At 66.1% G+C, this 26,868-nt stretch carries 21 protein-coding genes; 14 read left to right on the top strand and 7 right to left on the bottom strand.

What is annotated here, in order from left to right:
- Positions 1-26 precede the first annotated feature (26 nt).
- From ACQY39_RS14445 to ACQY39_RS14420, 6 genes are all read left to right on the top strand, one after another.
- On the top strand, positions 27-332 hold the full coding sequence (locus ACQY39_RS14445) for a LapA family protein (RefSeq protein WP_263517420.1): 306 nt from the start codon (positions 27-29) through the stop codon (positions 330-332).
- Entirely contained in the window at positions 322-1,479 is a 1,158-nt protein-coding gene (lapB, locus tag ACQY39_RS14440; protein ID WP_428507346.1) for a lipopolysaccharide assembly protein LapB, read from the top strand. The genes ACQY39_RS14445 and lapB overlap by 11 nt, the downstream gene beginning before the upstream one ends.
- 47 nt (positions 1,480-1,526) lie before the next feature.
- Positions 1,527-2,249, top strand: a complete 723-nt coding sequence (locus tag ACQY39_RS14435; protein ID WP_428507344.1) for a glycosyltransferase — start codon at positions 1,527-1,529, stop codon at positions 2,247-2,249.
- A gap of 17 nt (positions 2,250-2,266) precedes the next feature.
- Positions 2,267-2,995, top strand: coding sequence for a glycosyltransferase family 25 protein (locus ACQY39_RS14430; protein ID WP_428507342.1), 729 nt, complete (start codon positions 2,267-2,269; stop codon positions 2,993-2,995).
- Positions 2,996-3,092: 97 nt separating this feature from the next.
- A complete protein-coding gene (gene glf / locus ACQY39_RS14425; protein ID WP_428507340.1) occupies positions 3,093-4,199 on the top strand; it encodes a UDP-galactopyranose mutase in 1,107 nt (368 codons plus the stop codon).
- On the top strand, positions 4,196-5,035 hold the full coding sequence (locus ACQY39_RS14420) for a DUF707 domain-containing protein (protein WP_428507338.1): 840 nt from the start codon (positions 4,196-4,198) through the stop codon (positions 5,033-5,035). Before glf ends, ACQY39_RS14420 begins: the two co-directional genes overlap by 4 nt.
- An 11-nt stretch (positions 5,036-5,046) precedes the next feature.
- Here the strand turns inward: ACQY39_RS14420 and ACQY39_RS14415 are convergent, their stop codons facing one another.
- Positions 5,047-6,117, bottom strand: coding sequence for a glycosyltransferase (locus ACQY39_RS14415; protein WP_428507336.1), 1,071 nt, complete (start codon positions 6,115-6,117; stop codon positions 5,047-5,049).
- Between the two features lie 140 nt (positions 6,118-6,257).
- Between ACQY39_RS14415 and msbA the strand changes: the two genes are divergently transcribed.
- Together msbA and ACQY39_RS14405 are read left to right on the top strand one after the other, a co-directional pair.
- Entirely contained in the window at positions 6,258-8,045 is a 1,788-nt protein-coding gene (gene msbA / locus ACQY39_RS14410; RefSeq protein ID WP_428507334.1) for a lipid A export permease/ATP-binding protein MsbA, read from the top strand.
- 3 nt (positions 8,046-8,048) lie between these two features.
- Positions 8,049-8,369, top strand: coding sequence for a ComEA family DNA-binding protein (locus ACQY39_RS14405; protein ID WP_428507332.1), 321 nt, complete (start codon positions 8,049-8,051; stop codon positions 8,367-8,369).
- 47 nt (positions 8,370-8,416) lie between these two features.
- Here the strand turns inward: ACQY39_RS14405 and ACQY39_RS14400 are convergent, their stop codons facing one another.
- Both ACQY39_RS14400 and dnaE read right to left on the bottom strand, forming a co-directional pair.
- On the bottom strand, positions 8,417-9,718 hold the full coding sequence (locus ACQY39_RS14400) for a patatin-like phospholipase family protein (protein WP_428507330.1): 1,302 nt from the start codon (positions 9,716-9,718) through the stop codon (positions 8,417-8,419).
- 100 nt (positions 9,719-9,818) lie between these two features.
- Positions 9,819-13,433 (bottom strand): DNA polymerase III subunit alpha, encoded by a 3,615-nt coding sequence (gene dnaE / locus ACQY39_RS14395; RefSeq protein WP_428507328.1) that lies wholly within the window; start codon positions 13,431-13,433, stop codon positions 9,819-9,821.
- Positions 13,434-13,537: 104 nt separating this feature from the next.
- Here dnaE and ACQY39_RS14390 point away from each other — a divergent pair, with 104 nt between their 5' ends.
- Positions 13,538-14,470 (top strand): peptidylprolyl isomerase, encoded by a 933-nt coding sequence (locus ACQY39_RS14390; protein WP_428507326.1) that lies wholly within the window; start codon positions 13,538-13,540, stop codon positions 14,468-14,470.
- Positions 14,471-14,483: 13 nt separating this feature from the next.
- Here the strand turns inward: ACQY39_RS14390 and ACQY39_RS14385 are convergent, their stop codons facing one another.
- A complete protein-coding gene (locus ACQY39_RS14385) occupies positions 14,484-15,431 on the bottom strand; it encodes a DNA ligase (RefSeq protein WP_428507324.1) in 948 nt (315 codons plus the stop codon).
- 182 nt (positions 15,432-15,613) lie between these two features.
- Here ACQY39_RS14385 and ACQY39_RS14380 point away from each other — a divergent pair, with 182 nt between their 5' ends.
- On the top strand, positions 15,614-16,384 hold the full coding sequence (locus tag ACQY39_RS14380; RefSeq protein WP_428507322.1) for a substrate-binding periplasmic protein: 771 nt from the start codon (positions 15,614-15,616) through the stop codon (positions 16,382-16,384).
- Positions 16,385-16,415: 31 nt separating this feature from the next.
- Here the strand turns inward: ACQY39_RS14380 and sbcB are convergent, their stop codons facing one another.
- Positions 16,416-17,858: an exodeoxyribonuclease I gene (gene sbcB, locus ACQY39_RS14375; RefSeq protein ID WP_428507320.1), complete on the bottom strand. Its 1,443-nt coding sequence runs from the start codon at positions 17,856-17,858 to the stop codon at positions 16,416-16,418.
- A gap of 136 nt (positions 17,859-17,994) precedes the next feature.
- Between sbcB and ACQY39_RS14370 the strand changes: the two genes are divergently transcribed.
- Together ACQY39_RS14370 and ACQY39_RS14365 are read left to right on the top strand one after the other, a co-directional pair.
- Complete coding sequence (locus ACQY39_RS14370; protein WP_428507318.1) at positions 17,995-19,326, top strand: transglycosylase domain-containing protein; 1,332 nt, start codon at positions 17,995-17,997, stop codon at positions 19,324-19,326.
- Positions 19,274-20,278, top strand: coding sequence for a penicillin-binding transpeptidase domain-containing protein (locus ACQY39_RS14365; RefSeq protein ID WP_428510819.1), 1,005 nt, complete (start codon positions 19,274-19,276; stop codon positions 20,276-20,278). Before ACQY39_RS14370 ends, ACQY39_RS14365 begins: the two co-directional genes overlap by 53 nt.
- Positions 20,279-20,309: 31 nt before the next feature.
- On the opposite strand, the gene ACQY39_RS14360 is transcribed toward ACQY39_RS14365, so the two are convergent.
- Positions 20,310-21,440 (bottom strand): beta-ketoacyl-ACP synthase III, encoded by a 1,131-nt coding sequence (locus ACQY39_RS14360; protein WP_428507316.1) that lies wholly within the window; start codon positions 21,438-21,440, stop codon positions 20,310-20,312.
- 334 nt (positions 21,441-21,774) lie between these two features.
- On the opposite strand from ACQY39_RS14360, the gene ACQY39_RS14355 reads away from it, so the two are divergent.
- Positions 21,775-22,752 carry a GMP reductase gene (locus tag ACQY39_RS14355; protein WP_428507314.1) on the top strand — a complete coding sequence of 326 codons (978 nt, stop codon included), beginning with the start codon at positions 21,775-21,777 and terminating at the stop codon, positions 22,750-22,752.
- 287 nt (positions 22,753-23,039) lie between these two features.
- The gene (locus tag ACQY39_RS14350; RefSeq protein WP_428507312.1) at positions 23,040-25,886 is read left to right on the top strand and encodes a valine--tRNA ligase; all 2,847 of its coding nucleotides are present in this window, start codon (positions 23,040-23,042) and stop codon (positions 25,884-25,886) included.
- On the opposite strand, the gene ACQY39_RS14345 is transcribed toward ACQY39_RS14350, so the two are convergent.
- Positions 25,834-26,808 carry an NAD(P)-dependent oxidoreductase gene (locus ACQY39_RS14345; RefSeq protein WP_263517437.1) on the bottom strand — a complete coding sequence of 325 codons (975 nt, stop codon included), beginning with the start codon at positions 26,806-26,808 and terminating at the stop codon, positions 25,834-25,836. The genes ACQY39_RS14350 and ACQY39_RS14345 overlap by 53 nt on opposite strands.
- Positions 26,809-26,868 lie beyond the last annotated feature (60 nt).

Raw genomic sequence — 26,868 nt, 5'->3', positions numbered from 1 at the left:
CGGCCACACCGTAGAATCGCGGCTCCATGCGAATCCTTGTCTGGCTCCTGCGGGCCTTCCTCTTCTTCACGCTTTTCGCCTTCGCGCTGAACAACAGCCAGGAAGGTGTGGTGCGCTGGTTCTTCGGCCACGAATGGCGTGCCCCCCTGGTCATCATCGTGCTGCTGGCCTTCGGACTCGGCTGCGCGGTGGGCGTTCTGGCCATGGTGCCGGCCTGGTGGAAGCACCGCCGCGTGGCCAAACGCATCGCCCCCACGGCCGACGGCAACCCAGCACCCGGCACCGCCCCCAACGACCCCTTGAACGGCCCTGCCCTGCACGATGGAATTTGAATTTCGCTGGCTGCTTCTGGTCCTGCCGATCGCCTTCGCCTTGGGGTGGCTGGCTTCCAAGCTGGACACCCGCCAGTGGAAGCGCGAGCAGCGCGATGCCCCCAAGGCCTACTTCAAAGGCCTGAACCTCTTGCTGAACGAGCAGCAGGACAAGGCCATCGACGCCTTCATCGAGGCGGTCCAGAACGACCCCGACACCACCGAGCTGCATTTCGCGCTGGGCAATCTGTTTCGCCGCCGCGGCGAATACGAGCGCGCGGTGCGCGTGCACCAGCATCTGCTGCAGCGCGGCGACCTGCCCCGCTCCGAACGCGAGCGCGCCCAATCGGCCCTGGCACAGGATTTCTTCAAAGCCGGCCTGTTCGACCGCGCCGAGGCCGCCTACCTTGAGCTGCGCGGCACGCCTTACGAGAACGAGGCACAGCTGGCCTTGCTGTCGCTGTTCGAGCGTTCGCGCGACTGGCGCCGCGCCGTCGAGGTGGCCCGCGAATTGGAACGCAGCGGCACCGCGTCCTTCTCGGCCCGCATCGCTCACTACCTTTGCGAGTTGGCCCTGGCCGCACAAGCCCGACAGGAGCTTGACGAGGCCACAGGTCTGCTCGCCGAGGCACGCCAGCAGTCGCCACAATCGGCGCGTGCCCATGTCTTGCGCGGACAGATGCTGGCCCGCGCCGGCCAGCACGAAGCCGCCATGGCCGCCTACGCCGAGCTGCTGACGCTCAACCCCGAGGCCTTCAATCTGGTGGCGCGGGACTACGCCGACGCGGCCCTGGCCCAGGGCCAGGCGGACACGCGCACACGCGCGCTGGCGGCGCTGAGCGCCCAGTACCAGCGGGCGCCCGGCATGCACCTGCTGGCGGCCATCGCCAAGCTGGACCCCGACGGCCCGGCCCAGCGCCAGCGCCTGCAGGAACACCTGCGCGAACAAGGCAATCTCTCAGCCGCGCGCGGCCTGCTGCAGCAGGCACACAGCCAGCTCAGCGAGGACGAAGCCCAGCTCGTCAACACCGCGCTGGAACGCGCCGGTCGGCCCCTGCAGCGCTACCGCTGCGCCGCCTGCGGCTTTGAAGCCCAGCACTACTTCTGGCAATGCCCGGGCTGTCTCAACTGGGACACCTACCCGCCGCGCCACGTCGAAGAACTCTGACGGCCGCGAACCAAATTTTTCCTCACGCACAAGGAAACCAGACCCGAATGCGCCACATCCTGTGCATGAAATGGGGCACCAAGTACGGCCCCGAATACGTCAACCGGCTCTATGCCATGGTGCGTCGCCACCTCAAGGGCGAGTTCAACTTCGTCTGCCTGACGGACCGCAGCGAAGGCATTCGCGCCGAAGTGCAGTGCCTGCCCATCCCCGAGCTGACCCTGCCTAACGGCGAGCCCGAGCGCGGCTGGAAGAAGCTGACCACCTTTGAAGCCGATCTGCACGGGCTCAAGGGCACGGCCCTGTTCCTGGACCTCGATGTGGTGATCGTCGACGACATCACGCCTTTCTTCGAAGTGCCTGGCGAGTTCCTGATCATTCACGACTGGAAGCGCCCCTGGCGCATCACCGGCAATTCCTCGGTCTACCGTTTCGAGCTGGGCGCGCACGCCGATGTGCTGCAACAGTTCCGCGAGAACCAGGCGCAAGCCAAGGCCGATTTCCGCAATGAGCAGGCGTATCTGACCGCGGTGCTGCACAAGCAGGGCAAGGTCAGCTACTGGGACGCCAGTTGGTGCGCCAGCTACAAGTACCACTGCATTCCGGCTTGGCCGAGCAGCTACTGGCGCGAGCCCTTCATTCCCAAGCATGCCCGCATCCTGATCTTCCATGGCGTGATGAACCCGCCCGATGCACTGGAAGGCCGCACCAATGGCAACTGGCGGCATGCCCGGCCAGCGCCCTGGATCGCCCAGCATTGGCGCGAGTGACTCGTCTGCCTTCGACCATGCTGCCCATCATTTTCATCAACCTCGACAGCGACCAGGAGCGCCGCCAGCGCATGGAGGGCGAGTTCGCCCGCCTGGGCCTGGACGGCCGGCGCTTCGAGGCCACGCGCTGGACCGCCCTGCCCGCGGACGAGCAGGCCCGTTTCTACTCGCCCGAGCTCAACGCCCGCCAATTTCACAAGCCTCTGGTGAACGGCGAGAAAGGCTGCTACGCCAGCCACCTGCGTTGCTGGCAAATGCTGCTGGACTCCGACGCGCCAGCCCTGGTGGTGCTGGAAGACGATATCCGCTTGAAAGACGAGTTTGCCCAGGTCATCACCGCGATCGAAGCCCTGCCGGCCGGCTGGGACATGATCAAGCTGATCGGCAGGTCCGACCTCGGCAAGCGCGAGAAGCTGCGCGCTCAAGCTCCGCTGTGCCCGGGCTTCAGCCTGGTCGACTACCGCCGCATTCCCAGCCTGACGGCCGGCTATGTGGTCAGCCGCAGCGGCGCGGCCAAGCTGCTGGCGCAGCGCCTGCCCTTCGGCCGACCGGTCGATGTGGATCTGCGCTACTGGTGGGAAAACCGCCTGCAGGTGCGCGGCATCATGCCGGCGGCCATCCGCCTGGACGAGAGCAGCGAGCAAAGCAGCATCGGCCAGAAAGCCGGCGAAGGCAGCCTGGCCATCAAGTGGCACAAGTTCTGCCTCAAGGCCGCCTACAGCTGGCACAGCTGGCGCCAGCACTGAGCGCCGCTGCGGCACTTGCACTCGCCCCGCTGCCCCACCCGCCCCTGAATTGACGCCCCGGCCCTGCCCCCACGGCCTTACCCGGAAGCACAGAACCATGAGCACTGAAATCGACTACCTGATCGTTGGCGCCGGCTTTGCCGGCTCCGTCTGCGCCCGCCAGCTGGCCGAAGCCGGCCACCACGTGCTGCTGATCGACCGCCGCCCCCACATCGGTGGCAACGCCTACGACCAGCGCGACGCCCAAGGCGTGCTGATCCACCCCTACGGCCCCCACATCTTCCACACCAACAGCAAGCGGGTGTTCGAGTACCTCTCGCGCTTCACCGACTGGCGCTTCTACGAGCACCGCGTGCTGGCCCAGGTGGGCGCACAGCTGCTGCCCATCCCGATCAACCGCAGCACCATCAACCAGCTCTACGGCCTCTCGCTGAGCGAGGACGAAGTGGCGGGTTACCTTGAACAGGTGCGCCAACCGCGCGATCCGATCAAGACCAGCGAGGATGTGGTGCTGAACTCGGTGGGCCCCGATCTGTGCGACAAATTCTTCCGCGGCTACACGCGCAAGCAATGGGGCCTGGACCTGAGCGAACTCTCGGCCGGCGTGGCCGCGCGCATCCCCACGCGCAGCAATGACGACGACCGCTACTTCAGCGACAGCTTCCAGTTCATGCCCAACGAGGGCTACACCCGCATGTTCGAGCGCATGCTGGACCACCCTGGCATCCGCGTACAGCTGGGCTGCGACTTCAAGGACGAGCGCCTCTTGCACCCGCAAGCCCATGTGGTCTACACCGGCCCCATCGATGCCTATTTCGAGCACTGCTACGGCCCGCTGCCCTACCGCAGCCTGCGCTTCGAGCACCAGCACCTGCCGGAGACCGCGCAGTTCCAGCCGGTGGGCACGGTCAACTACCCCAACGACCACGATTTCACCCGCATCACCGAGTTCAAGCACCTGAGCGGCGAGCAGCATGCCGGCACCTCCATCGTGCGCGAGTACCCGACCGACGAGGGCGACCCCTACTACCCCATCCCGCGGCCCGAGAACGAAGCCTTGTTCAAACGCTACGAGGCCCTGGCGCAGGCCCAGACCGGCGTCACCTTTGTCGGCCGCCTGGCCCAGTACCGCTACTACAACATGGACCAGATCGTCGCCACGGCATTGAAGGCGGCCGAAGACCTGCTGGAGGCCCGCGCATGAGCACGCTGCAAACTGCCTTGCAGCCGGCCCCGCTGCGCCGCAAGAACCTGATCATCCTGCGCGCCGGCGATGCGTCCCTGCACCGCGGCTGGATCGCCGACGGCGCACGCGACTTCGACCTCTTGATCAGCTACTACGGCCAGCAGCCCGATCTCCACAAGGAAGACGCCGATCACTACGAAATGCGCCGTGGCCCGAAATGGTCCTGCATTGCCGACCTGCTGCGCGAGAACCCCGAGCTGATCCAGCAGTACGAAGCCTTCTGGTTCCCTGATGACGACCTCTCGGCCAGCACCGAAACGCTGAACCGCATGTTCGCCCTCTTCCACGGCTTCAACCTGGCCCTGGCCCAACCGGCCCTGACGGCCGACTCGTACTACAGCTGGAGCACCCTGCTGCAAAAGCCCGAGCACGTGATGCGCCATGTCGGCTTTGTGGAGGTGATGGCCCCCCTGTTTGAGCGCCAGGCCTTGCGCGCCTGCGTGAGCACTTTTGGCGAAAGCCGCAGCGGCTGGGGCCTGGACTGGGTTTGGCCCACGCTGGCCGGCAAGGGGCGCGATGACGCCATCGCCATCCTCGACGCCACGCCGGTCAAGCACACGCGACCGCTGGGCGGCGACCTGTACCGCAACAACCCCGAGCTCGACCCGCGCCGCGACGGCCAGGCCTTGCTCGAGCGCTACCAGCTCGGCGACCAGCGCTTCACCAGCAAATACCAGCTGAACAGCGTGATCGCCAAGACCCAGGCTCACTGGCGCTTGCGCCTGAAGATGTGGCTAGGCCTGGTCAACAGCCGGCGGCGTCAACGCCGCCAAGCGCGCAAGACCGTCGGCTGAAGCGCAAGCAGTCAGAGCGACCGGATCAAGTCCAGATAGCGCTGCAACATGAGGCCCGAGCCATGGGCTTGCAGCGCCTGGGCCCGGGCCTGGCGGCCCAGCCGCGCCGCCAGCGCCGGATCGCGCAGCAGGCGCTCCAGCGCATCGGCCAGCGCCTGCGGCGATTCATGCGGCACGAGCAGACCGGTCTGCTCATGCTGCAACACGCCTTCCACCCCCGGCACCTCGGCCGCCACACAGGCGCAGCCGGCCGCCATGCCCTCGAGCAGGGCCAGGGGCATGCCCTCCCAATGCGTGGAGAGCACAAAGATTTGTTGACTCATCAGCAGGCCAGGCATGTCGGCATGGTGCCCCAGCAACTCCACTTGGTCTGAAAGTCCCAGGGCACGCACCTCACGCTCGACCGCATCGCGGTAGCTGCTTTTGCCCGCACCGGCCAGGCGCAGGCGCGGCTTCAAACCACGCTGGGCCAGCAGGGCCAGAGCCCGCACCAGGCTCAGGTGATCCTTCTGCCGCGAGAAGCGCGCCGACATCAGCACGCTGGGCTCGCGCGACTCGAAGGGCTGCGCTTCGGCCCGGGCAAAACGCTGGAGCTCGATCCCATTGGGAATCGCCACCGTGCGATCAGCCGGCGCGCCCAGGGCCAGCAGCCGCTGCCTCACCCCCTCGGAGACGCCAATGATGCGCGCCGTGCGCGCGCCCAGCCACCGTGACTGCCAGAGCTTCCAGGTGCTGTAGCGCTCGCGCGTGTTGTGCTCCACCTGCACCAGCCTCGGCACGCCGGCCCAGCATCCGGCCCAGCGCCCCAGCAGATGCTCCGGGAAACCATGGGCCAGCATCACATCGGGCTGCCACTGCCGGCACAAGCGCCACAGCGCCCACAAGGTGGCCAGATGTGACCAGCCCGCGACCACCTCCACCTGCAAGCCGCGTGCACGCAGGGCCTGCACCCGCGCCTCATCGGTGTTGCGCTTGCGACGCAGCACCAGCAATGTCGGCATGCCCGAGCGCTCCAGACCGGCCAGGGCCAAGTCCACCGCAACCTGGGTGGCCCCAGAAAAACCGCCGGTGACGAAATGCATCACGCGCAGGCCCGCAGTTGTAGGGCCTGCCGCCTCCGAGGGTCCCGCATCCAAAGGGGAGCTCGGGCTTGTGGCGGATGCGGAACGGGAGGCTTGCGTCATGCCCGGCAGTATAGGAACAGCGGCGACAATCCGACGCTATGACCGCGCCTGTTCCCGAGCCCTCCCCCAGCACGCCGCCCGCTGAAGCCACCGACCGCGCCCCACAAGCTGACCGCGAGATCGCACAGCGACTGCGCCAGTTCGTGCGGCCCTACCGCGGCGGCTTGGCGCTGACCATCCTGGCCTATATCGGCGCCGCGGCCACCGAGCCGCTGATCCCGCAGCTGATCAAGTACGTGTTCGGCGATGGTTTTGCCCGGGATGCCTTCAGCGTCTGGTGGGTGCCGGTGACGCTGATCGGCCTGTTCGCGGTGCGCGGCCTGTTTGGCTTCCTCGGCCAGTACCTGTTTCACTGGACGCTGAGCCGCAGCGTCATGGATTTCCGCGCCGCCCTGCTGGAGGCCTTGCTCAAGGCCGATGCGCGCGTCTTCACCAGCCTGCAGCCGGGCACGGCGGTGACCAAGGTGGTCAACGATCCGCAGCAGATCCTCTCGCTGCTGGGCAACACCTTGATCACCGTGCTGCGCGACGGCCTGCCGGCCCTGGCCATGCTGGGCACCCTGCTCTATATGAACTGGCAGCTGACCCTGCTGGCCATGGTGGTGACGCCGCTGATGGCCGTGGTGGTGAAAAAGGTCAACCAGCGTGTGCGCGCCATGTCCAGCCGCAGCTACGAGGCCCAGCTGCAGCTGGTCAACAAGGTCGACGACATCACCCGCGCCTGGCGCGTGGTGCGCAGCTTCGATGCGGTCGAGCATGAGCGCAAGAGCTTTGCCGATCGCGCGCGCGAACTGCAGCGCAGCAGCCTCAAGGCGGTGGCCGCCGGCGCTTTGAGCCAGCCGCTGTCGCAGCTGATCGCCAGCGTCGGCCTGTCCCTGATCATCTGCGTGGCCCTGTTGCAGGCGCGCCAGGCCAACACCGGCGTGGGTGAGTTCGCCGCCTTCGTCACCGCCTTGCTGCTGCTGACCTCGCGCCTGCGCCACCTCAGCGATCTGGCCCAGCCCATCACCAATGCCCTGGTGATCGCGCGCGGCTGCCTGGAGCTGCTGGACATGCCAGCCGAACCCGACCGCGGCCAGCGCGAGCTGCAGCAATGCCGCGGCGAGCTGCAGCTGCGCGATGTGCGTCTGCAGTACCCCGGCAGCGAGCGCCCGGCGCTGGATGGCTTGAACCTCGATTTCGCACCTGGCCAGACCACGGCCTTGGTTGGCTCGTCCGGCGCGGGCAAAAGCTCCATCATCCACTTGCTGCTGGGTTTCGGCACGCCCGACCAGGGTCAGGTCTTGCTGGACGGTGTGGACATCAGCGAACTCAAGCGCGCCAATCTGCGCCGCCAGTTTGCGGTGGTCTCTCAGGACATCGTGCTCTTTGATGCCTCGGTGGCCGAGAACATCGCCTACGCCCAGCCCCGGGACGAGGCCCGTCTGGAACAGGCCTTGCGCGCCGCCCACCTCTGGGACTTTGTCCAGCAACTGCCGCAAGGGCTGGAGACGCCGGTCGGTGCCAATGGCAGCAAGCTCTCGGGCGGCCAGCGGCAGCGCCTGGCGATTGCCCGCGCGCTCTACCGCGACGCGCCGATCTGGGTTTTTGACGAGGCCACCTCGGCTTTGGACACCGAGAGCGAACGTGCCGTGCAGCAGGCGCTGGAGATGTGGCAGGGTCGCAAGACCCTGATCGTCATTGCCCACCGCCTGTCCACCATCCGAAGCGCCGACCAGATCCACGTCATGAGCGGCGGCCGGGTCAGCGAATCGGGCAGCCATGCCAAACTGCTGGAGCGCGACGGCAGCTACGCCGCCATGGTGCGGGCGCAGAACGGGGACTGAACCGTGGTGGCCCTGTCCCGGCGGAAAGCGCTGATCTGGGTGCTGCTGCTGGCCGCGGGTGCGCGCGCACAAGCCACCTTGCTGGAGCTGAATACAGCCAGCCGCGCTCAGCTCGAATCTTTGGCGGGTCTAGGCCCGGGACTGGTCGAGCGCATGCTGCAAGCGCGCAGAGAGAAGCCCTTTGAGGGCTGGCAGGACCTGCGGCAGCGCGTCCGCGGCGTAGGCCCGGCTCTGGCGCTCAAGCTCTCGACACAAGGGCTGCGCGTGGCCGGTCAAGCCTGGAACTCTCCAGCGGCCGCGGAGTTAGCGCATGCGCCGTCATGAGCTAAAAACACCGCAGTAGCCAGCCCGGGCTTCTGCCCTGGCCGCGCTCAGACCACGCTCGTCAGCTCAGCCTGCTGATCGGCCTGCTGCGCAAAGCCCGCTTGGCGCCGGCGCATGGCGGCCGGATCAAAAGTGGGCGCCTGTGTCGGCCAGCCGAAGAAATTCTGCACCTCGAGGCGCCGCGCCAGCGTGTCACTCATGCCCAGATTGATCAGCTCGCCGGTGAAGGACGGCTCGAACAGCAGATAGCTCGTCAGCGCCGAGCCGCTGGCGCCCTTGCCTTCGCCGGCCACACCGACGCTGCGCAGCAAGCCCTTGATGGCTGGCGGCAGGCTGCCCTGGTGCTCGGCAGCGAGCTCGTCCAGGCGCCGGCTGGGCGCGATCACCAGCACGTCGATCGGTCGCAGCGGCGTGGCCTGCCGCGCGTCGGGCGGCAGCAAGGACAAGGTGTTGTTGATGCGCTGCAGGCGCTCGACATCGACCGCCAGCGCATCCAAAAAGATGTTCGAAAGCGCATGGCCGGCGATCTGCGCCATGCTCGGATGGCCGCTGACCAGAGTCTGACGGCGTCCGGGCGGCTCATGCATGCGGCCAGCGCCAATCACCAGCACCCGCTCGGCGCCCAGGTGCACGGCCGGTGAAATGGGGGCACTTTGGCGCATGGAACCATCACCGAACCATTCCAGTTGGCCGTCCAGGTCCAGCTGTTGGGCGGGGAAGATGAAGGGAATGGCCGAGGACGCCATCAAATGTTCGATGCTCAGCTGCGCCTTGACGGCAATGCGCTGTGAGCGCAACCAGGGCTCGAAAGGCAGATGGGTCTGGTAGAAGGTGACGTGCTGGCCCGAGGTGTAGCTGGAGCCGCTGATGGCCAGGGCCTGCATATGACCCGCGGCCAGCATGGAGTCCAGCCGCTCCATGCGCACCCAGCGCTGCAGCAAGCGGCCCAGCGGCGAGTTGTCGAGCAAGCTGTTGGGCCGGGTGCGGCGCCAGCGCGCCACCGCCCAGCCCAGGCTCATCATGGTCATCCAGCGGGCGCCGGTGCGGATCACGCCAAAGGCGTCGGCCGCATAGACCTGGTCGACATGGAGGTTTTGCCACAGGTGCACCAGGCCATCGACCGCCGCATCGAAATCGTCGGCATTGCAGGCCAGCGTGGCCGCATTGATGGCACCGGCCGAGGTGCCAGCGACGATGGGAAACGGCGTGGGCACCTGGTGGCCGCCCAGGCCGGCATCGCGCCGCAGCTGCGCGATGGCAGCCAGCACCCCGACCTGATAAGCGGCGCGGGCGCCACCGCCAGTGAGGATCAGGCCGATGCGTGAGGAGGGCAGGATGGGCTCGCTCATGGTGTGATTTGCGTCACATCATCGCCGAATTCCCGGCCATGCAAAGCAGGAAGAGCGCGGCAAAAACAGCCGCTTGAGGCGCGGCTGCCATAGACAAAGCTCAGCCCGCGTCGTAGATGATCTGGGCCTGTGGCAAGGGCTTGGCGCCGACCTTGCCGCTACCGATCTGGCTCAGCCGCGCCAGCGCTTCGTCGCAGGGCCAGAAACGGCTGTCCTCGCCCAGTTCCAGGCGGAACTCGGCACCTTCGTGCTCGCCCTGCAGGAAATGGTGGGTCTGCATGCGCAAGCCCTGGGGCACCATGCCCTGATCGGTCTGCAGCTGCCGCGCCGGCCAGAGTTTGACCACCTCCTGCAGCGCCGGCAAGGCGCCGCCCACAGGCAGGTAGAAATATCGGCCGAAGCGCGAGCGAGCACCGGCCAAGTCCCAGACCGCCTGCACATTGAAACGGTAGCCACCGGCAAAGCGGTCCAGCTGGACCTTGCCCTGCAGGATCAGCAGCTCGTCATCGACCAGCAGCTCCTTGTGCAGATTGAGCAGCTCCTCGTTGGCCACGGCCTCGATGACATCGCTCTTGTCATCAAGCTTGAAGATGGCGACACGGCCGCGGTTGCCATTGATCACGCGCAGATCGCTGACGATGCCGGCCAGCATGACCACCTCGCGGTTCATCGCCGCGTCCTCGACATTGGCGATGCGGCGCTTGACCATGCGCCGCACCTCGTCGCCGCTCTGGTCGAAGAGATGGCCGCTGAGGTAGTAGCCGATGGCCGTCTTCTCCAGCGTCAGCCGCTCCTTGATGCTCCAGGCCGGCACGTCGACCAGATCGGGTTCGGCGGTGGACGAACCATGGGTGTCGCCAAAGTCGAACAGGCCGCCCTGGTCGGCATTGGCCTCCTGGGTTTCGGCATGGGTGTAGCCGCGGGCCACGCTGGCCAGCAGGCGGGCGCGGTCAGGCTCCAGGCTGTCGAAGGCGCCGGCTTTGATCAGCGCTTCCACCACCCGCTTGTTGCAGGCCTTGCGGTCGATGCGGCAGCAGAAGTCGTAGAAGCTCTTGAAGGGGCCGTCCTTCTGACGCACCGCGACGATGGAGTCGATCGCGCCCTTGCCCGTGCCCTTGATGGCGCCCAGGCCGTAGTTGATGCGCTTGGGCCGGCCGCCCGGCGTGCCCGGTGCCGCCCACTTGGGGAACACGCCGTCACCCGGCATGATGGGTTCGAAGCGGTGCACACCGAGGTTGACGTTAGGCGGCTCGAAATCAATGCCGAAGAGCTTGGCGTCATTCAACAAGACCTTGAGCTTGTCGGTGTCGTCCATTTCAATCGTCATGTTCGCGGCGAAGAACTCGGCCGTGAAATGCACCTTGAGCCAGCCCGTGTGATAAGCCAGCAGGGAGTAGGCGGCGGCGTGCGACTTGTTGAAGCCGTAGCCCGCGAACTTCTCCATCAGGTCGAACACTTCGTCGGCCTGTTTTTCGTCCAGGCCGTTGACGGCCGCGCCCTTGCGGAAGATGGCGCGGTGCTCGGCCATCTCCTCGGCCTTCTTCTTGCCCATGGCCCGGCGCAGCATGTCGGCGCCGCCAAGGCTGTAGCCGCCCAGCACCTGGGCGGTCTGCATCACCTGCTCCTGGTAGACCATGATGCCGTAGGTCTCGGCCAGCACCGGCTCGGTCAGCGGGTGCGGATACTCGACCACTTCCTTGCCGTGCTTGCGCGCCACAAAGGTCGGGATCAGGTCCATGGGACCGGGTCGGTAGAGCGCGTTCAGGGCGATCAGGTCTTCCAGGCGCGAGGGTTTCGCGTCCTTCAACATGCGTTGCATGCCGGTCGATTCAAACTGGAACACGCTCTCCGTCAAGCCGTCGGAGAAGAGTTTGTAGGTGCGCCGGTCGTCGAGCGGGATGGTCTCGAAGGCAAAGTTCTGATGGTCCGGATAGCGCGCCAGGATGAAGTCCTTGGCCAGTTCCAGAATCGTCAACGTGGCCAGGCCCAAAAAGTCGAACTTCACCAGGCCGATGGCTTCGACGTCATCCTTGTCGTACTGGCTGACGGCCGAGTTGGAGCCCGGCTGCTGGTACTGCGGGCAAAAGTCAGTGATCTTGCCTGGCGCGATCAGCACACCCCCGGCATGCATGCCGATATTGCGCACCATGCCTTCCACGCGCGCGGCCAGCTTGAGCAGCTCGGCCACTTCCTCTTCCTGGGCCTCGCGCTCGTTCAGCTCCGGCGCCTCGTGCCGGGCGTAGATCATCTTCTCCTTTTCAGGATCGAAGTTCTCCGGCAGCTTGGCCAGGGTCACAGTCTTGCCCGGCGGCGCCGGGATCAGCTTGGCGATGGAGTCCACCTGGCCATAGCCCATGCCCAGCACCCGGCCGATGTCGCGCAAAGCCGCCTTGGCGGCCATGGTGCCGAAGGTGGCGATCTGGCTCACGGCCGGGCGGCCGTATTTGTCCTTGACGTAGTCGATGACCCGGTCGCGGTTGCCCTGGCAAAAGTCGATGTCGAAGTCGGGCATGGACACCCGCTCCGGGTTCAGGAAGCGCTCGAACAGCAGGTTGTACTGCAGCGGGTCCAGGTCGGTGATCAAGAGCACATAGGCCACCAGGGAGCCGGCACCCGAGCCCCGGCCCGGGCCCACCGGGCAGCCATGGGTTTTGGCCCACTTGATGAAGTCACCCACGATCAGGAAGTAGCCCGGGAAGCCCATCTTGATGATGGTGTTCAGCTCGAACTCCAGGCGCTCCACATAACGCGGCCGCTCGGCGTCACGTTTGGCCGCGTCTGGGTAAAGCAGCTTGAGCCGGTCCTCCAGGCCCTCGAAGGACAGCTGGCGGAAGTACTGTTCCATCGGCATGGGCGTGCCATCTTCCAGCAGCGGCGTCGGGAAGTTGGGCAGCTGCGGCTTGCCCAGCACCAGGCTGATGGAGCAGCGGCGGGCAATTTCCACCGTGTTGGCGATCGCGGACGGGATGTCGGCGAACAGCGCCTCCATATCGGCTTGCGGGCGGAAATACTGGCCCGGCAGGAAGCGCTTGATGCGCTTGGGGTTGGTCAGGGTCTCGCCCTCGGCCACGCAGACCCGCGCCTCGTGGGCATCGAAATCGTCTTCGCCCAGGAACTGGATCGGATGCGTGGCCACCACCGGCAGGCCCAGCTCGGCCGCAAAAGGCACGCTGGCCTGGACCAGGGCTTCCTGGCCGGCCAGACCGGCGCGCTGCAGCTCGATATAAAAGCGATTCGGAAAGATCGCGGCGAAGCGCTGCGCCCAATCTCGCGCGCGCACCTTGTCGCCGCTGAGCAGGGCCTGGCCCAATCCACCAAACTGCGCGCCAGAGAGGCAGATCAAGCCTTCGTTCAGTTCCTGCAACCACTCCCATTTGAGGCAGGCCTGGTTGCGCTGCACGTTCTGAATCCAGGCGCGCGACAGCAGCTCGCAGATGTTCAGATAGCCCTGGGTGTTTTGCACCAGCAGCAGCAGACGGGTGGGGTTCTTGTCCGAGCCCTCCGGCTCCAGCCAGCAATCGGCGCCCAGCACCGGCTTGACGCCTTTCTTGCGGCATGCGTTATAGAACTTGATGCCGCCAAACATATTGGCCAGGTCGGTGATGGCCAGGGCAATCTGCCCATCTTTGGCGGCCGCAGCGGCCGCGTCATCGGTTCTGAGGGTGCCGTCGACGACGGAAAATTCGGTGTGGGTGCGCAGATGAACAAAAGCCATGGCGGCATTGTAGGCAGGGGCATGGTTCTCCCCAGCCGCCGGCGCGCTGCCGGCGGCTATGCTGCCGGCCAGATTGCAATCGCACCCCCACGGAGGAGCCCCCCATGCGCAAGACCTTGCCCGCCCTGGCCACCAGCCTTGTCACCAACCTTGTGGTCACCCTGCTGATGAGCGCTGGCGCCCAGGCCGCCGGCCAGCCCGACCCGGGCAAACGCCCGAGCAGCGCCGATGTGCTGGCCGCCGCCCAGCCCGGCGACTGGCGCGAGGTCAAGCCCGAGGATGCGCTGCTGATGGAGCTGGCCAGCGGCCCGGTGGTGATTGAGCTAGCGCGCGAGTTCGCGCCCGTGCATGCCAGCAATATCGTGCGCCTGGCCCGCGGCGGCTATTTCGACGGCCTGGCCATCATCCGCGTGCAGGACAACTACGTCACCCAATGGGGCGACGCCGATGACGAAGCGCCGATGGCCCGCGCCAAGCCGGCTGACTTGGCCAAGGCGCCGGTCGAGTTTTCCCGCGCGCTGAAAGGCCTGGATTTCCGCGCCCTACCGGAACGCGATGGATGGGCACCCCAGGTCGGCTTCGTCAATGGCTGGCCGGTGGCGGCCGACCCCAAGAAGGGCCGCGCCTGGTTGACCCATTGCAACAGCATGGTCGGCGCCGCGCGCGGCAATGACCCCGACTCCAGCGACGGCAGCGGCCTCTACACCGTGATCGGCCATGCCCCGCGCGCGCTGGACCTCAACATCACCAGCGTCGGCCGCGTGCTGCAAGGCATGGAGCGCCTGAGCGCCCTGCCCCGCGGCACCGGCGCCCTGGGCTTTTACGAGAAGGCCGAAGAGCGCACGCCCATCCAGCGCGTGCGCGTGCTGGCCGATGTGCCCGAGGCCGAGCGCCCCAAGCTGCAGGTGCTGCGCACCGACACCACCACCTGGAAGCGCTGGCTCGATTCGCGCCGCTACCGCAGCGGCTGGTTCGTTCACAGCCCCGACCGCGTGGAGCTGTGCAGCGCCCTGCCCCCAGTGCGCCCGGCACCCTGAGCCTGCCTGAGCGCTACAGCTCCTGCACGCGCACAAACGTGGCGAAGCGCGGCAGGCCCGAGCCGGTCAGCCCGCGGTAGCGGTAGCTGACCGAGCTGCCCAGGGGCGGCGGCGCGCGGCGCTGGGCCTCGCTGAAACCGCTCCCGAGATTGAATTCCTGGCCGGCGGCATTGCGCACCCGCAGCGCGCCCAGCAAGCCACTCAAGCGCCCCTGGCCCGGCAGATGGGCGATGACCACCGCGTCTTCATCGTCATGCGCTTTGAGTTTGAGCAGGGCCTCGTGCCGACCGCTGATGTAGGGCGCATCGGCTTCATGCAGCATCAGGCCTTCTCCACCAGCGCGCAGCACGGCCTCCAATCGCTGACGCAGCTCGGCCAGGCTGCCGACCTGTTCTTGCGGCACGACGCGCAGCATCGGCGTGTCGACCGCGGTGGCGATCTCCCGCAGCTGCGCTACGCGCGCTGAAAATGGGCCCGACCCACCTGGCAGCTCAAACAGCAGGTACTGGATCTGCAGCCACTCCTCTTCGCGCGGCTGGCTGCGCCGCAAGGCGGCCGAGCAGGCCTCGAAACGCCCGCGCCCCATCCACAGCTCGCCGTCCAGGGGCTGCTGCGACGGCAGCCGCTCGAGCACGCGCTCGGGGGCAGGCAAGACCAAGCCCTGGCGGCTGAGCAACCGGTCCCCCGTCCAGTAGGCCCGCACGCCATCGAATTTCTCGCTGACCAGATAGCGGCTCAGGTCCAGGCCTTCCAGACCCCCGCGCGGCGTTTGCGCCAGCAGCAAAGGGGGCTTGGCCACCGCTGCAACTGCCGTTGCGGCGGCACCGAGTGCCCCTACCGACAGCAGGGCCGAGCTGAGCTGCAAGAGTTGGCGTCGTTGCAGGCAGGTCTGGCCATGCCCTGAGCCACCCGTGTCGCTCATATCGGCTGACTGATCGTGCCCCCTAGCGAGTGCGTCCATGAGCATCTCCTTGAACCAATTCGCCTGGGACCGATTTCACAGCGCTGGCTGCCCAAGCGAGCTTGTGTGAGACTACGCCCGCCCACCGCCGCCCTCAAGCCGCGTATGCTCATGGCAACGCTTGGATCGCCAGCTTGCGCCGAGTTTCATCCTTCGAATCGAGGATCGAGGAGTTGCCCCTCATGCCCAATCGCCGCCATGCCCTGGCACTCCTGGCCGCGCCAGCGGTCGCGCAGGCCATCCCCACCATGGCACCGGCCAATACGGACACCGAAGGCGTGCTGCGCGTCGTGGCCACCGAATTCCCGCCCTACACCACACAGGAAAGCAGCGACGGCGGGCCCGCCATCGCCATCGCCCGCGCCGCCTTGGCGCGAACCGGGCAGACGATGGAGATGGACTTTCGCCCCTGGTCGCGCCTGATCGCCGAGCTGCAACGCGGGCTCTGGGACGGCGTCATCGGCGTTTGGCGCAATCCGGAGCGCGAAAGCTACCTCAGCTTTCCGCAAGCCCTGGGCATTGCCAACCGGATCGGATTCATGGCGCGCGGCGATCGCCGCATCGATGTGCGTGACCTGAGCCGCCTGAAAGGCCTGCGCATCGGTATCGTGCGGGGCTACGCCAACCCACCTGCGTTCGAGCAAGCCAACTTGCAATGCGACGAAGCGCTCGATGACCTGGGCAATCTACGCAAGCTGCATGCCGGCCGCATCGACCTGGCCCTGGTGGACAAGGGCGTGGCAGCCTATCTGCTGCGCCGCCAGCTGTCCGAGGCGGCGGCGTCTCTGACCTGGCTGGAGCCCTCGGTGGCGGACATGCCGCTCTACATGGCCTTCAACCGCGCTCAAGTCGCCCACGGGCAGCGCGTGGCAGCCTTCAACAAAGGCATGGCGGACATGCAGAACAGCGGGCAGCTGGCCCGCTTGCTGATGCGCAATGCCGAGTTGATGTAAGCACCCCCCTGCCCCGCGGGCACGGCCTGGCTCAAGCCTCTGGCGCGATCTGCTCCGCGTATTCGTAGAGTGCGCCGAGGATGTCCTGGCCGCGCTCGTCGGCCGCTTCGCTGAGCTCATCCACACGCTCGAAAAACGCCGCCAGGGTCTGCGCGCCGCCGGCACCTTGGTGCAGGCGGGCGGCGCAATGGGCCTGCCAGCGCAGCGCCTCGGCCCCGCTGAGGCTGGCCGGGAAGTTGCGCGCGCGGTAGCGGAACACCAACTCGGCCAGGCGCTCGTCGGCGAACACCAGCTTGCCCTCGGCGGCCCGCTGGGCGATCTGCTCCGGCGTCTGGCTGCGCAGTCGCTGCAAGGTGCGGCGGTCATCGGGGCCGATGAAGCCGCCGTAGAGGTCTTCGTCCACATCAACCGGACCCGGCGCCGCTTCGCGCTTGAAGACATCACCCCAAAGCCCGTCCAGCAAGCGTCCCTTCTCCATCAAGATTTGGGCGTGGGCCTGGCCTTGCGCAATGTCCAGACCCCAGCGTTCGGCCATGGCCGGGCTCAGGGTCTTGAGATTGCCGATGACGACGGGCGACTTGTTGATGTGAATGGTCTTGATCGGCAGCCGGGTCTGGCCCTCGGGCAGATCCTCCTGCTTGACGAACATGCGGCCGCGAATCTCAGCAGCACTGAGGGTCAAGAGCTCGGCGGGGTCAGTGGCCAGGTCCCAGACGATCAGCTCGTTCTTGTTGGTCGGGTGCGGCGCTAGCGGCCAGACCAGGGCGATGCAACCGCGCTCCGGGCCGTACATGCCCGAGATGTGCAGGAAGGGCCGGCCCACGCCGATCTCGGCCCAGACGGCGTCCTTCTTGCGCAGACGCAGGCAGAAGTCGAAGAGCTTGGGCTGTGTGGTTTTCAGCAGGCGCGCCAGGGCGATGGTGGCGCGCACATCGCTGAGCGCGTCGTGCGCCGCCTCATGCACCAGGCCATTGGCCACGGTCAGATGTTCGAGCTTGAAGGACGGCCGGCCATCCTCATGGCGCGGCCACTCGATACCCTCGGGCCGCAGGGCATAAGCGCAGCGCACGACGTCGAGGATGTCCCAGCGCCCGCACTCGTTCTGCCACTCGCGTGCGTACGGGTCGATCAGATTGCGCCAAAACAGATGGCGCGTCACCTCGTCGTCGAAACGGATGGTGTTGTAGCCCACGCCCACCGTGCCGGGCTCGGACAGCGCCGCCTCAATGGCCGCCGCAAACTCATGCTCGGGCACACCACGTTCCAAGCAGGTCTGCGGCAGGATGCCGGTCAGCAAGCAAGACTCAGGGTCCGGCAGGCTGTCCGGGCTGGGCTGGCAGTACAGCATCAACGGCTCGCCGACTTCGTTCAGATCGGCGTCGGTGCGTATGCCTGCAAACTGAGCCGGTCGATCCCGGCGCGGCACGCGGCCAAAGGTTTCGTAGTCGTGCCACAAGAAGCTGAATTCACTCATGGGCGGCACGATACATCAAGCGCCCGCCGGGCTTGAATGGTGGCACTTTGTCGCCGGCTGATGTGACGAGCGAGCCGACATGCCTAGCTGGTGATAATCGCGGCCATTGCACACCGCTGCGCTCACGTCCTGCACCTTGACCAAAAAACTGCTGATCTTCGGCGCCGCCCTGCTGGCTCTGATCACCCTGCTGCTCGGCGTTGCGGCGGCGCTGATCTATCCGACCCTGCCGGATCTGGCCGAGCTCAACGACTACCAGCCCAAGCAATCGCTGCGGGTCTTCACCAGCGACGAAGTGCTCATCGGCGAATTCGGCACCGAGCGGCGCAAGTACCTGCCGCTCGATCAGATCCCCAAACAGATGCAAGACGCCTTGCTGGCCATCGAGGACAGCAATTTCTACGAGCACAGCGGCATTTATCTGCCGGGCATTCTGCGCGCCATCGTGGCCAACACCACGCAAGGCCGCAGCCAGGGCGCCTCCACCATCACGCAGCAGCTGGCGCGCACGCTCTACCTGACCAAGAAAAAGGTCTACTCGCGCAAATTCGTCGAGGCCTTGCTGGCCATGAAGCTGGAAAGCGAGCTGAGCAAGCAAAAGATCCTCGAGGTCTATATGAACCAGATCTATCTGGGTCAGCGGGCGTATGGCTTCGAGGCCGCGGCCGGCGCCTACTACGGCAAGACGCTGAAGGACCTCTCCATCGCCGAAACCGCCATGCTGGCCGGCCTGCCGCAAAACCCGGCCTATGCCAACCCGGCGGTGAACCCGGAGCGCGCACGCCGCCGCCAACATCTGGTGATCAACCGCATGGTGGACACCGGCGTCATCACGGCCGAGCAAGCCGAGAGCGCCAAGGCCGAAAAGCTGCACATCCGCTCGCCCCAGGACGCGCGCGTCCATGCCGAGTTTGCCGCCGAAATGGCGCGCGACGTGGTCTTCGAGCAGTACGGCGAGGAGGCCTACACCAAGGGCTTGCGCGTCTACACCACCCTGGTTTCGCAAGAGCAGGCCGCCGCCTACCGCGCCCTGCGTCGCAGCTTGCTGGAGCTGGAAAAGCGCAAGCCCTACCGCGGCCCGGAAGGCTTTGTCGCCCTGCCGGACGACGAGGCCGAACGCGACAGCGCCATCGCCCAAGCCTTGGCCGAACACCCAGACCAGGACGATCTGCGCGCGGCCGTGCTGCTGCAAACCTCGACGCAAAAAGTGCGTGCGGTGATGCAGAGCGGCGAGGAGCTGACGCTCAGCGGCGAGGCCTTGCGCGGGCGTGCAATCGGCCCTGTCCGACAAGGCGCGCGAAGCCAGCCGCTTGCGCCCCGGCGCCATCGTGCGCGTGATGCGCGGCGCGCCCAACAAGGCCGAGCCGCAAGGCGCCTGGTCCATCGTCCAACCGCCCGAGGCCGAGGGCGCGCTGGTGGCGCTGGAGCCGGGCACCGGCCGCGTCCATGCCCTGGTCGGCGGCTTTGACTTCAATCGCAAGCAGTACAACCACGTCACCCAGGCCAAGCGCCAGCCGGGCTCCAGCTTCAAGCCCATCGTCTACTCGGCCGCGCTGGAACAAGGCGTCAGCCCCAGCACCGTCGTGCCTGACGAGCCCTTGGTCTTCGGCGACTGGGAGCCCAAGAACTCGGACGGCAAATTCGACGGCCTGATGAGCGTGCGCCAGGCCCTGGCCCGCTCCAAGAACATGGTGACCATCCGCATCACCCAGCTGATCGGGCCGGCGCGGGTCCGGGAATGGGCCTCACGCTTTGGCATCGAGATCGACGCCGGCCGCGAAAACCTCACCCTGGCCCTGGGCACCAGCGAAGTCACGCCCTTGCAGATGGCCAGCGCCTACGCGGTCTTTGCCAACGGCGGCTACCGCCTGCCGCCCGTCATCATCCAGCGCATCACCGACAGCAAGGGTCAGGTCTTGTTCGAAGCCCCTCAGGCCAAGCTGGGCGAGGAGCAGCGTGCCATCTCCGAGCGGAATGCCTTCCTGACCAGCAGTCTGCTGCAGGAAGTGACACGCAGCGGCACGGCCGCGCGCGCCCAGGGCACACTGCGCCGCCCTGACATTTACGGCAAGACCGGCACCACCAACGATGCGGTCGATGCCTGGTTCGCCGGCTTCCAGCCTGGGCTGGCTGCCGTGGTTTGGATCGGTTACGACCAGCCGCGCTCGCTGGGCGACCGCGAGTCGGGCGGCGGCTTGGCCCTGCCCGTCTGGATCGACTTCATGAGCGTGGCCCTGCGCAACAAGCCGGTGCAGGAAATCACGCCGCCGGCCGAAGGCCTGCTGCGTGCCGCCAACGGCGACTGGAGCTTTGAAGAATTCGCCGGCGAGGCGGGCATTCGAGCCATCGGCCTCGATGGCACGGCGAGCCTGAGCCCGCCGTCAGCGGCCAGCGAGGCCGCCTCCGCGCCCTTGCCCTGAACGGCAAGCGGCGCAGGAGCTCGCCGCGGGCTCAGCGCTTCTTGACGATCACGCTGCCGATGGAATAGCCAGCGCCAAAGGAGCAGATCACGCCCAGATCGCCGGCCTTCAGGTCGACGCGGTGCTCGTGGAAAGCAATGATGGAGCCGGCCGAGGCGGTGTTGGCGTAGGTGTCGAGAATCAACGGCGCCACGTCCGAACCGGAGGCGCCCATGCTCTCGCCGATCAGCTTCTTGATGATGAGCTGGTTCATGCCCAGATTGGCTTGATGCAGCCAGAAGCGGCGCACCGTGGCCGGCACGGTGTCCAGCGTGCCCAGATGGGCCTCGATGTGGGCGGCAGCCATGGGCACGACTTCCTTGAAAACCTTGCGGCCTTCTTGCTTGAAGGTCTTGTCGCGCGCATTCGGGTCGCTGTCTTCGGCGCGGTTCATGAAACCGAAATTGTTGCGGATGGCATTGGAGAACTGGGTCACCAGCTTGGTGCCCAGGATCTCCCATTGGTCGGCCGAAGTGGCCGTGTCGGCGCGCTCGATGATCAGGGCGGTGCAGACATCGCCGAAGATGAAATGGCAGTCGCGGTCTTTCCACTCCAAGTGGGCGGACGTGATTTCGGGGTTGACCACCAGCACGCATTTCGAGGCGCCCGAGCGCACGGCGTTGTAGGCCTGCTCGATGGCGAAGGTGGCCGAGGAGCAAGCGACGTTCATGTCAAAGCCATAGCCACTGGCGCCCAGGGCCTGCTGGATTTCGACCGCCATGGCCGGATAGGGCCGCTGCATATTGGCGCTGGCGCAGAAAATGGCGTCCACATCGGCCGGCTGCTTGCCCGCAGCAGCAATGGCTTTGCGGGCTGCGTCCACAGCGATCTCGGCCATCAGCGAGAGCTGCTCGTCGCTGCGCTCCTGGAAGCGCGGGTACATGCGCGTGGGGTCGAGCACGCCGTCCTTCTCGATCACATAACGCTGTTTGATGCCGGATGCTTTTTCGATGAACTCGACGCTGGAATGCGTCAGCGCTGCGCGCGTGCCGGCCGCGATTTCGTCGGCATGCTGGGCGTTCTGCAGGTCCGCGTAGGCGTTGAATGCAGCGACCAGTTCGGCGTTGCTGATGATGTGGGGCGGCTGGTAGAGACCGGTGCCGCTGATGACGACGGAATGCATGGGATGGAACCTTTGGTGTCGCGGAGCCTGGATGGCCCGGGTGTGGCAGGCAGTGTAGCCAGACTACATGGTGTGAGAACTGAGGGCCAGCTCCAGCTTTTCGCCGAGTTTGTGGAGCGGAGTCGGTCAAGATCAGCGTAGAATCGCGCACCGGGCCCAAATTTTGGCGTCCGGTTTTTTTCGTCCGTACCACCCTCGCTGGTGGCCTCGCGGATGCAAAGCAGGCGTGACTCTTTCCCGAGACGCCACGCCGGCCGGATCTCCAAGTCAAGTGCTCGCAGCCCAGGGTCTGCACTGCATGAACGCAGCCCGAAACTTGCGAACGATTCGACTCATGGAAATCTTTGACTACGACAACATCCTGCTCCTGCCCCGCAAATGCCGTGTGGAAAGCCGCAGCGAATGTGACACCTCGGTCCAGTTCGGACCCCATCGCTTCAAGCTGCCGGCCGTCCCGGCCAATATGAAGACGGTGGTGGACGAGAACATCACCGAGCATCTGGCCGCCAATGGCTACTTCTACGTCATGCACCGCTTCGACCTCGACACGGTGGCCTACGCCAAGTCCATGCGCAACAAGGGCCTGCTGGTCTCCGTCAGCTCAGGCGTGCAGGCCGCCGACTATGCCGTCATTGACCGCCTGGCGGCCGAAGGCGTGGGCGCCGACTACATCACCATCGACATCGCCCACGGCCATGCCGAAAGCGTGCAGCGCATGATTGCCCACATCAAGCAGCGCCTGCCCGAGACCTTCGTCATTGCCGGCAATGTGGGCACACCCGAAGGCGTGATCGACCTGGAAAACTGGGGTGCCGACGCGACCAAGGTCGGCATCGGCCCGGGCAAGGTCTGCATCACCCGGCTCAAGACCGGCTTCGGAACCGGCGGCTGGCAGCTCTCGGCCCTGAAATGGTGTGCCCGCGTGGCGACCAAGCCCATCGTCGCCGACGGCGGCATCCGCCACCATGGCGACATCGCCAAGAGCATGCGCTTCGGCGCCTCCATGGTCATGATCGGCTCGCTGTTCGCTGGCCATGAGGAGTCCCCCGGCAACACGGTGGAAGTCGACGGCAAGCTCTACAAGGAGTACTACGGCTCGGCCAGCGACTTCAACAAGGGCGAGTACAAGCACGTAGAAGGCAAGCGCATCCTGGAGCCTGTGAAGGGCAAGCTGGCCGACACCTTGCGCGAGATGCGCGAGGACCTGCAAAGCTCCATCTCCTACGCTGGCGGCCGCAACCTGACGGACCTGCGCAAGGTCAACTATGTGGTGCTGGGGGGTGAAAACGCCGGCGAACACCTCTTCATGTAGCAGAGCCGCGTTGCTCCGGCGTTTCGGCGTAGCCAAAACGCGGGGGAACATCTGTTCATGTGAAGGGCTGGCGGCTGCCTGGCGTTTCGGCGGAGTGCCGTTGAAACGTCGGCAAGCGTCTGTTTGAAGGGCGGCTTGCCGGAGGCGGCGCGGCCGCGCGCATGGTGGACAATCGCACCATCCCTTTTTGTGCTTTTCCTTTCAAATTTCGGCCGAACAGGGGCTCGGGTGCTGGCCGAACGCTGGCGCACTGGCCCCTTTGCCGTTTCAGCAGCGACCCTTGTGCCATGACCGAACTTGCCAAATCGTTTGAGCCCGCCGCCCTCGAAGCCCATTGGGGCCCTTTGTGGGAGCAACAAGGCTTGTACAAGCCCACCCTGGATGCGAGCCGCGAGTCCTTCAGCATCCAGCTGCCGCCGCCCAATGTGACCGGCACCCTGCACATGGGCCACGCCTTCAACCAGACCATCATGGACTCGTTGACGCGCTACCACCGCATGCTGGGCCACAACACCTTGTGGGTGCCGGGCACCGACCATGCCGGCATCGCCACCCAGATCGTGGTGGAGCGCCAGCTGGCTGACAAGGGCGCGGAGGGCGCCAAGACCCGCCACGACCTGGGCCGCAAGAACTTCGTCGCCCGCGTCTGGGAATGGAAGCAGGAGTCCGGCAACACCATCACCGGCCAGATGCGCCGCATGGGCGACTCGGTGTCCTGGGACCATGAGTACTTCACCATGGACGAGAAGCTCTCGCACGTGGTGCGCGACACCTTCGTCAAGCTCTTCGACGAAGGCCTGATCTACCGCGGCAAGCGCCTGGTCAACTGGGACCCGGTGCTCAAGTCCGCTGTGTCGGACCTGGAAGTCAGCAGCGAAGAGGAAGACGGCTTCCTCTGGCATATTCGCTACCCCTTGGCCGATGGTTCCGGCGATCTGACCGTGGCCACCACCCGCCCCGAAACCATGCTCGGTGACGTGGCCGTGATGGTGCACCCGGAAGATGAGCGTTATGCCGCCCTGATCGGCAAGCAGGTGACCCTGCCGCTGTGCGGCCGCACCATCCCCGTGATTGCCGACGACTACGTGGACCGCGAGTTTGGCACCGGCGTGGTCAAGGTCACGCCCGCGCACGACACCAATGACTATGCCGTCGGCCAGCGCCACGGTCTGGCCATGATCTGCGTGCTGACCCTGGACGCCAAGATCAATGACGAAGCGCCCGAGGCCTACCGCGGACTGGACCGTTTCGTCGCCCGCAAGAAGGTCGTTACCGATCTGGAGGCTCAGGGCTTCCTGGTTGAAGTCAAGAAGCACAAGCTGATGGTGCCGCGCTGCGAGCGCACCGGCCAGGTGATCGAGCCCATGCTGACGGACCAATGGTTTGTGGCCGTCAACAAGGTCAGTGCCAGCACCGGCCGCAGCATTGCCCAGGGTGCGGTCGATGCGGTCGAGAGCGGCGCGGTCAAGTTCTTCCCCGAGCAGTGGATCAACACCTACAACCACTGGATGGGCAATATCCAGGACTGGTGCATTTCGCGCCAACTCTGGTGGGGCCACCAAATCCCGGCCTGGTACGGCGAGAACGGTGAGCTCTTCGTCGCCCGCGACGAGGACGAAGCCTGGGCCAAGGCCACGGCCGCCGGCTACAGCGGCACGCTGACGCGTGACGAGGACGTGCTGGACACCTGGTACTCCTCCGCCCTGGTGCCCTTCTCCACCCTAGGCTGGCCCGAGAAGACGCTGGAGCAAGACCTCTTCCTGCCCTCCACCGTGCTGGTGACGGGTTACGACATCATCTTCTTCTGGGTCGCCCGGATGATCATGATGACCCAGCATTTCACCGGCAAGGTGCCCTTCAAGCATGTCTACATCCACGGCCTGGTGCGTGATTCGCAAGGCCAGAAGATGAGCAAGAGCGAAGGCAATGTGCTGGACCCGGTGGACCTGATCCAGGGCGTGGATCTGGACACCTTGGTGGCCAAGTCCACCGTCGGCCTGCGCCGCCCCGAGACCGCTCCCAAGGTGGCGGCTCGAGTGAAGAAGGAGTTCCCTGAGGGCATGCCGACCTACGGCGCCGATGCCCTGCGCTTCACCATGGCCTCCTACGCCAGCCTGGGTCGCAACATCAACTTCGACACCAAGCGCTGCGAGGGTTACCGCAATTTCTGCAACAAGCTCTGGAACGCCACCCGCTTCGTGCTGATGAACACGGAAGGCCAGGACTGCGGTCTGCTGGAGCACAGCAAGGAGCAATGCGCCCCGGGCGGTTCCGCGCACGGCTACTTGGACTTCAGCCGCGCCGACCGCTGGATCACCAGCGAGCTGCAAAAGGTTGAGCTGGCCGTCGCTCAGGGCTTTGCCGAATACCGCCTGGACAACGTCGCCAACGCCGTCTACTCCTTCGTCTGGGATGAGTACTGCGACTGGTACCTGGAAATCGCCAAGGTGCAGATCCAGAACGGCGACGAGGCCCAGCAACGCGCGACCCGCCGCACCCTGATTCGCGTGCTGGAGACCACGCTGCGCCTGCTGCACCCGATCGCCCCCTTCATCACCGAAGAGCTGTGGCAAACCGTGGCGCCGATTGCAGGAAGGAAGAACAGCGACTACCTCGTCAGCGCGGCGTACCCGATTGCCCAGCCGGAGCGCATCGATGAAGCCGCCTGCGCCTGGGTCAACAACCTCAAGGCCGTGGTCGGTACCTGCCGCAGCCTGCGCAGCGAGATGAGCCTCTCGCCCAGCACCCGCGTGCCCCTGTTGGTCGGTGGCGACACCGGTTTCATCGCCGAAGCCGCCGCCCTGCTTCAAGCGCTGGCCAAGCTCAGCGGCGTGCAGATCTTCAGCGATGAAGCCGCCTTCCAGGCCGCCAGTGCCACCTCACCGGTGCTGGTCCACGGTGAGGCCCGCCTGGCCCTGCATGTGGAGATCGATGTGGCCGCCGAGACGGCTCGCCTGGCCAAGGAAATCGCCCGCCTGGACGGCGAAATCGCCAAGATTGAAGCCAAGCTCGGCAACGAAGGCTTTGTGGCTCGCGCGCCGGCGGCCGTGGTCGAACAGGAGCGTCAGCGCCTGAACGACTTCAGCGCCACCGTCTCTCGCTTGCGGGATCAGGCAGCTCGGCTGGTGAAGTAGAGCGGAACTCCGCCACCTCGGGTGGCGTGGCAAGCAGCTCATCCATGCGCCGCGCCACGCCCCAGGCGGCGCGCGTGCGCGATTCGCGCGTGGTGCTGGCCAGACGCGGCGTCACCTGCAGGCTGTCCACGCCGTGCAAGGGCTGGCCCGGCTCCTGCAAGCCGGGCTCCAGGCTGTCGAACCAGGCGGCCAGCAGGCGGCCGCTGCGCAAGGCCTCAGCCAGAGCCACGTCATCAAAGATGGCGGAATGGGCAATGCTGACCAGCACCTGCCCCGGCTTGGAAAAGCCCAGCACGCGCTCGCCAACCAAGCCGCGGTAGCGCGGGAAATAGTTCAGCTGTACGCAAACCCCTTCGCTGTGCTCCATCAGCTCGCGCAAGGGAACCGGCTCGATGCCCCACTGCGCCCAGATGGGGTCACTCTGATGCAAGCTGGGGTCATAGCCGACCACACGGGTGCCAAAAGCGGGCAGCAGCTGCGCCAGCATGCGCGCCGCCGGCGTCAGGCCGATCAGGCCCACCGTCACACAGCCCAGCTCGCGGCCCACCCACATGCCGTCCGAACCCTGCACCGGCACGCGGCGCAGCAAGGCCAGCAAGGCGCCCACCATGAACTCAGCCTCGGCACTGGCCGTGGCGGTCAGGCTGCGGATCACCTCCACATGGGCGTTGCGACAGGCAGCCAGGTCGATGTTCTCCCCGCCAGAACTCATGCGCCCGACCACACGCAAGCGCGGCGCGGCACGCAGCAGGGCCGCATCGACGGACACATTGGGCGGCAGGATCAGGCCTTGAATCTGGTGCAAGGCCTCCAGCAAACGCGCGGGCTCGCCTGCCAGCTCGGGCGCGAACTGCACCGAATGGCGCTCGCTGAGCCACTGCATGACTTCCATTTCCAGCGGTTCAACGATCAGCAAAGTCATGTTTCAAGTCGGTCGTGTGCACAACGAAGAGTCGTCATTTGCCCATGCAACAATGCGCTC

The sequence above is a fragment of the Roseateles sp. genome (assembly GCF_965262435.1).
GTDB lineage: Bacteria > Pseudomonadota > Gammaproteobacteria > Burkholderiales > Burkholderiaceae_C > Paucibacter_A.
The sequence above is the reverse complement of the archived record's forward strand: the minus strand, read 5'-3'. Positions and strand labels throughout refer to the sequence as shown.

Excerpts from the sequence above, each read along its gene's own strand:
- ACQY39_RS14445 (WP_263517420.1), top strand. The coding sequence starts at position 27 with ATGCGAATCCTTGTCTGGCTCCTGCGGGCCTTCCTCTTCTTCACGCTT.
- lapB (WP_428507346.1), top strand. The coding sequence starts at position 322 with ATGGAATTTGAATTTCGCTGGCTGCTTCTGGTCCTGCCGATCGCCTTC.
- ACQY39_RS14435 (WP_428507344.1), top strand. The coding sequence starts at position 1,527 with ATGCGCCACATCCTGTGCATGAAATGGGGCACCAAGTACGGCCCCGAA.
- ACQY39_RS14430 (WP_428507342.1), top strand. The coding sequence starts at position 2,267 with ATGCTGCCCATCATTTTCATCAACCTCGACAGCGACCAGGAGCGCCGC.
- glf (WP_428507340.1), top strand. The coding sequence starts at position 3,093 with ATGAGCACTGAAATCGACTACCTGATCGTTGGCGCCGGCTTTGCCGGC.
- ACQY39_RS14420 (WP_428507338.1), top strand. The coding sequence starts at position 4,196 with ATGAGCACGCTGCAAACTGCCTTGCAGCCGGCCCCGCTGCGCCGCAAG.
- ACQY39_RS14415 (WP_428507336.1), bottom strand. The coding sequence starts at position 6,117 with ATGCATTTCGTCACCGGCGGTTTTTCTGGGGCCACCCAGGTTGCGGTG.
- msbA (WP_428507334.1), top strand. The coding sequence starts at position 6,258 with ATGACCGCGCCTGTTCCCGAGCCCTCCCCCAGCACGCCGCCCGCTGAA.
- ACQY39_RS14400 (WP_428507330.1), bottom strand. The coding sequence starts at position 9,718 with ATGAGCGAGCCCATCCTGCCCTCCTCACGCATCGGCCTGATCCTCACT.
- dnaE (WP_428507328.1), bottom strand. The coding sequence starts at position 13,433 with ATGGCTTTTGTTCATCTGCGCACCCACACCGAATTTTCCGTCGTCGAC.
- ACQY39_RS14390 (WP_428507326.1), top strand. The coding sequence starts at position 13,538 with ATGCGCAAGACCTTGCCCGCCCTGGCCACCAGCCTTGTCACCAACCTT.
- ACQY39_RS14385 (WP_428507324.1), bottom strand. The coding sequence starts at position 15,431 with ATGGACGCACTCGCTAGGGGGCACGATCAGTCAGCCGATATGAGCGAC.
- ACQY39_RS14380 (WP_428507322.1), top strand. The coding sequence starts at position 15,614 with ATGCCCAATCGCCGCCATGCCCTGGCACTCCTGGCCGCGCCAGCGGTC.
- sbcB (WP_428507320.1), bottom strand. The coding sequence starts at position 17,858 with ATGAGTGAATTCAGCTTCTTGTGGCACGACTACGAAACCTTTGGCCGC.
- ACQY39_RS14360 (WP_428507316.1), bottom strand. The coding sequence starts at position 21,440 with ATGCATTCCGTCGTCATCAGCGGCACCGGTCTCTACCAGCCGCCCCAC.
- ACQY39_RS14355 (WP_428507314.1), top strand. The coding sequence starts at position 21,775 with ATGGAAATCTTTGACTACGACAACATCCTGCTCCTGCCCCGCAAATGC.
- ACQY39_RS14350 (WP_428507312.1), top strand. The coding sequence starts at position 23,040 with ATGACCGAACTTGCCAAATCGTTTGAGCCCGCCGCCCTCGAAGCCCAT.
- ACQY39_RS14345 (WP_263517437.1), bottom strand. The coding sequence starts at position 26,808 with ATGACTTTGCTGATCGTTGAACCGCTGGAAATGGAAGTCATGCAGTGG.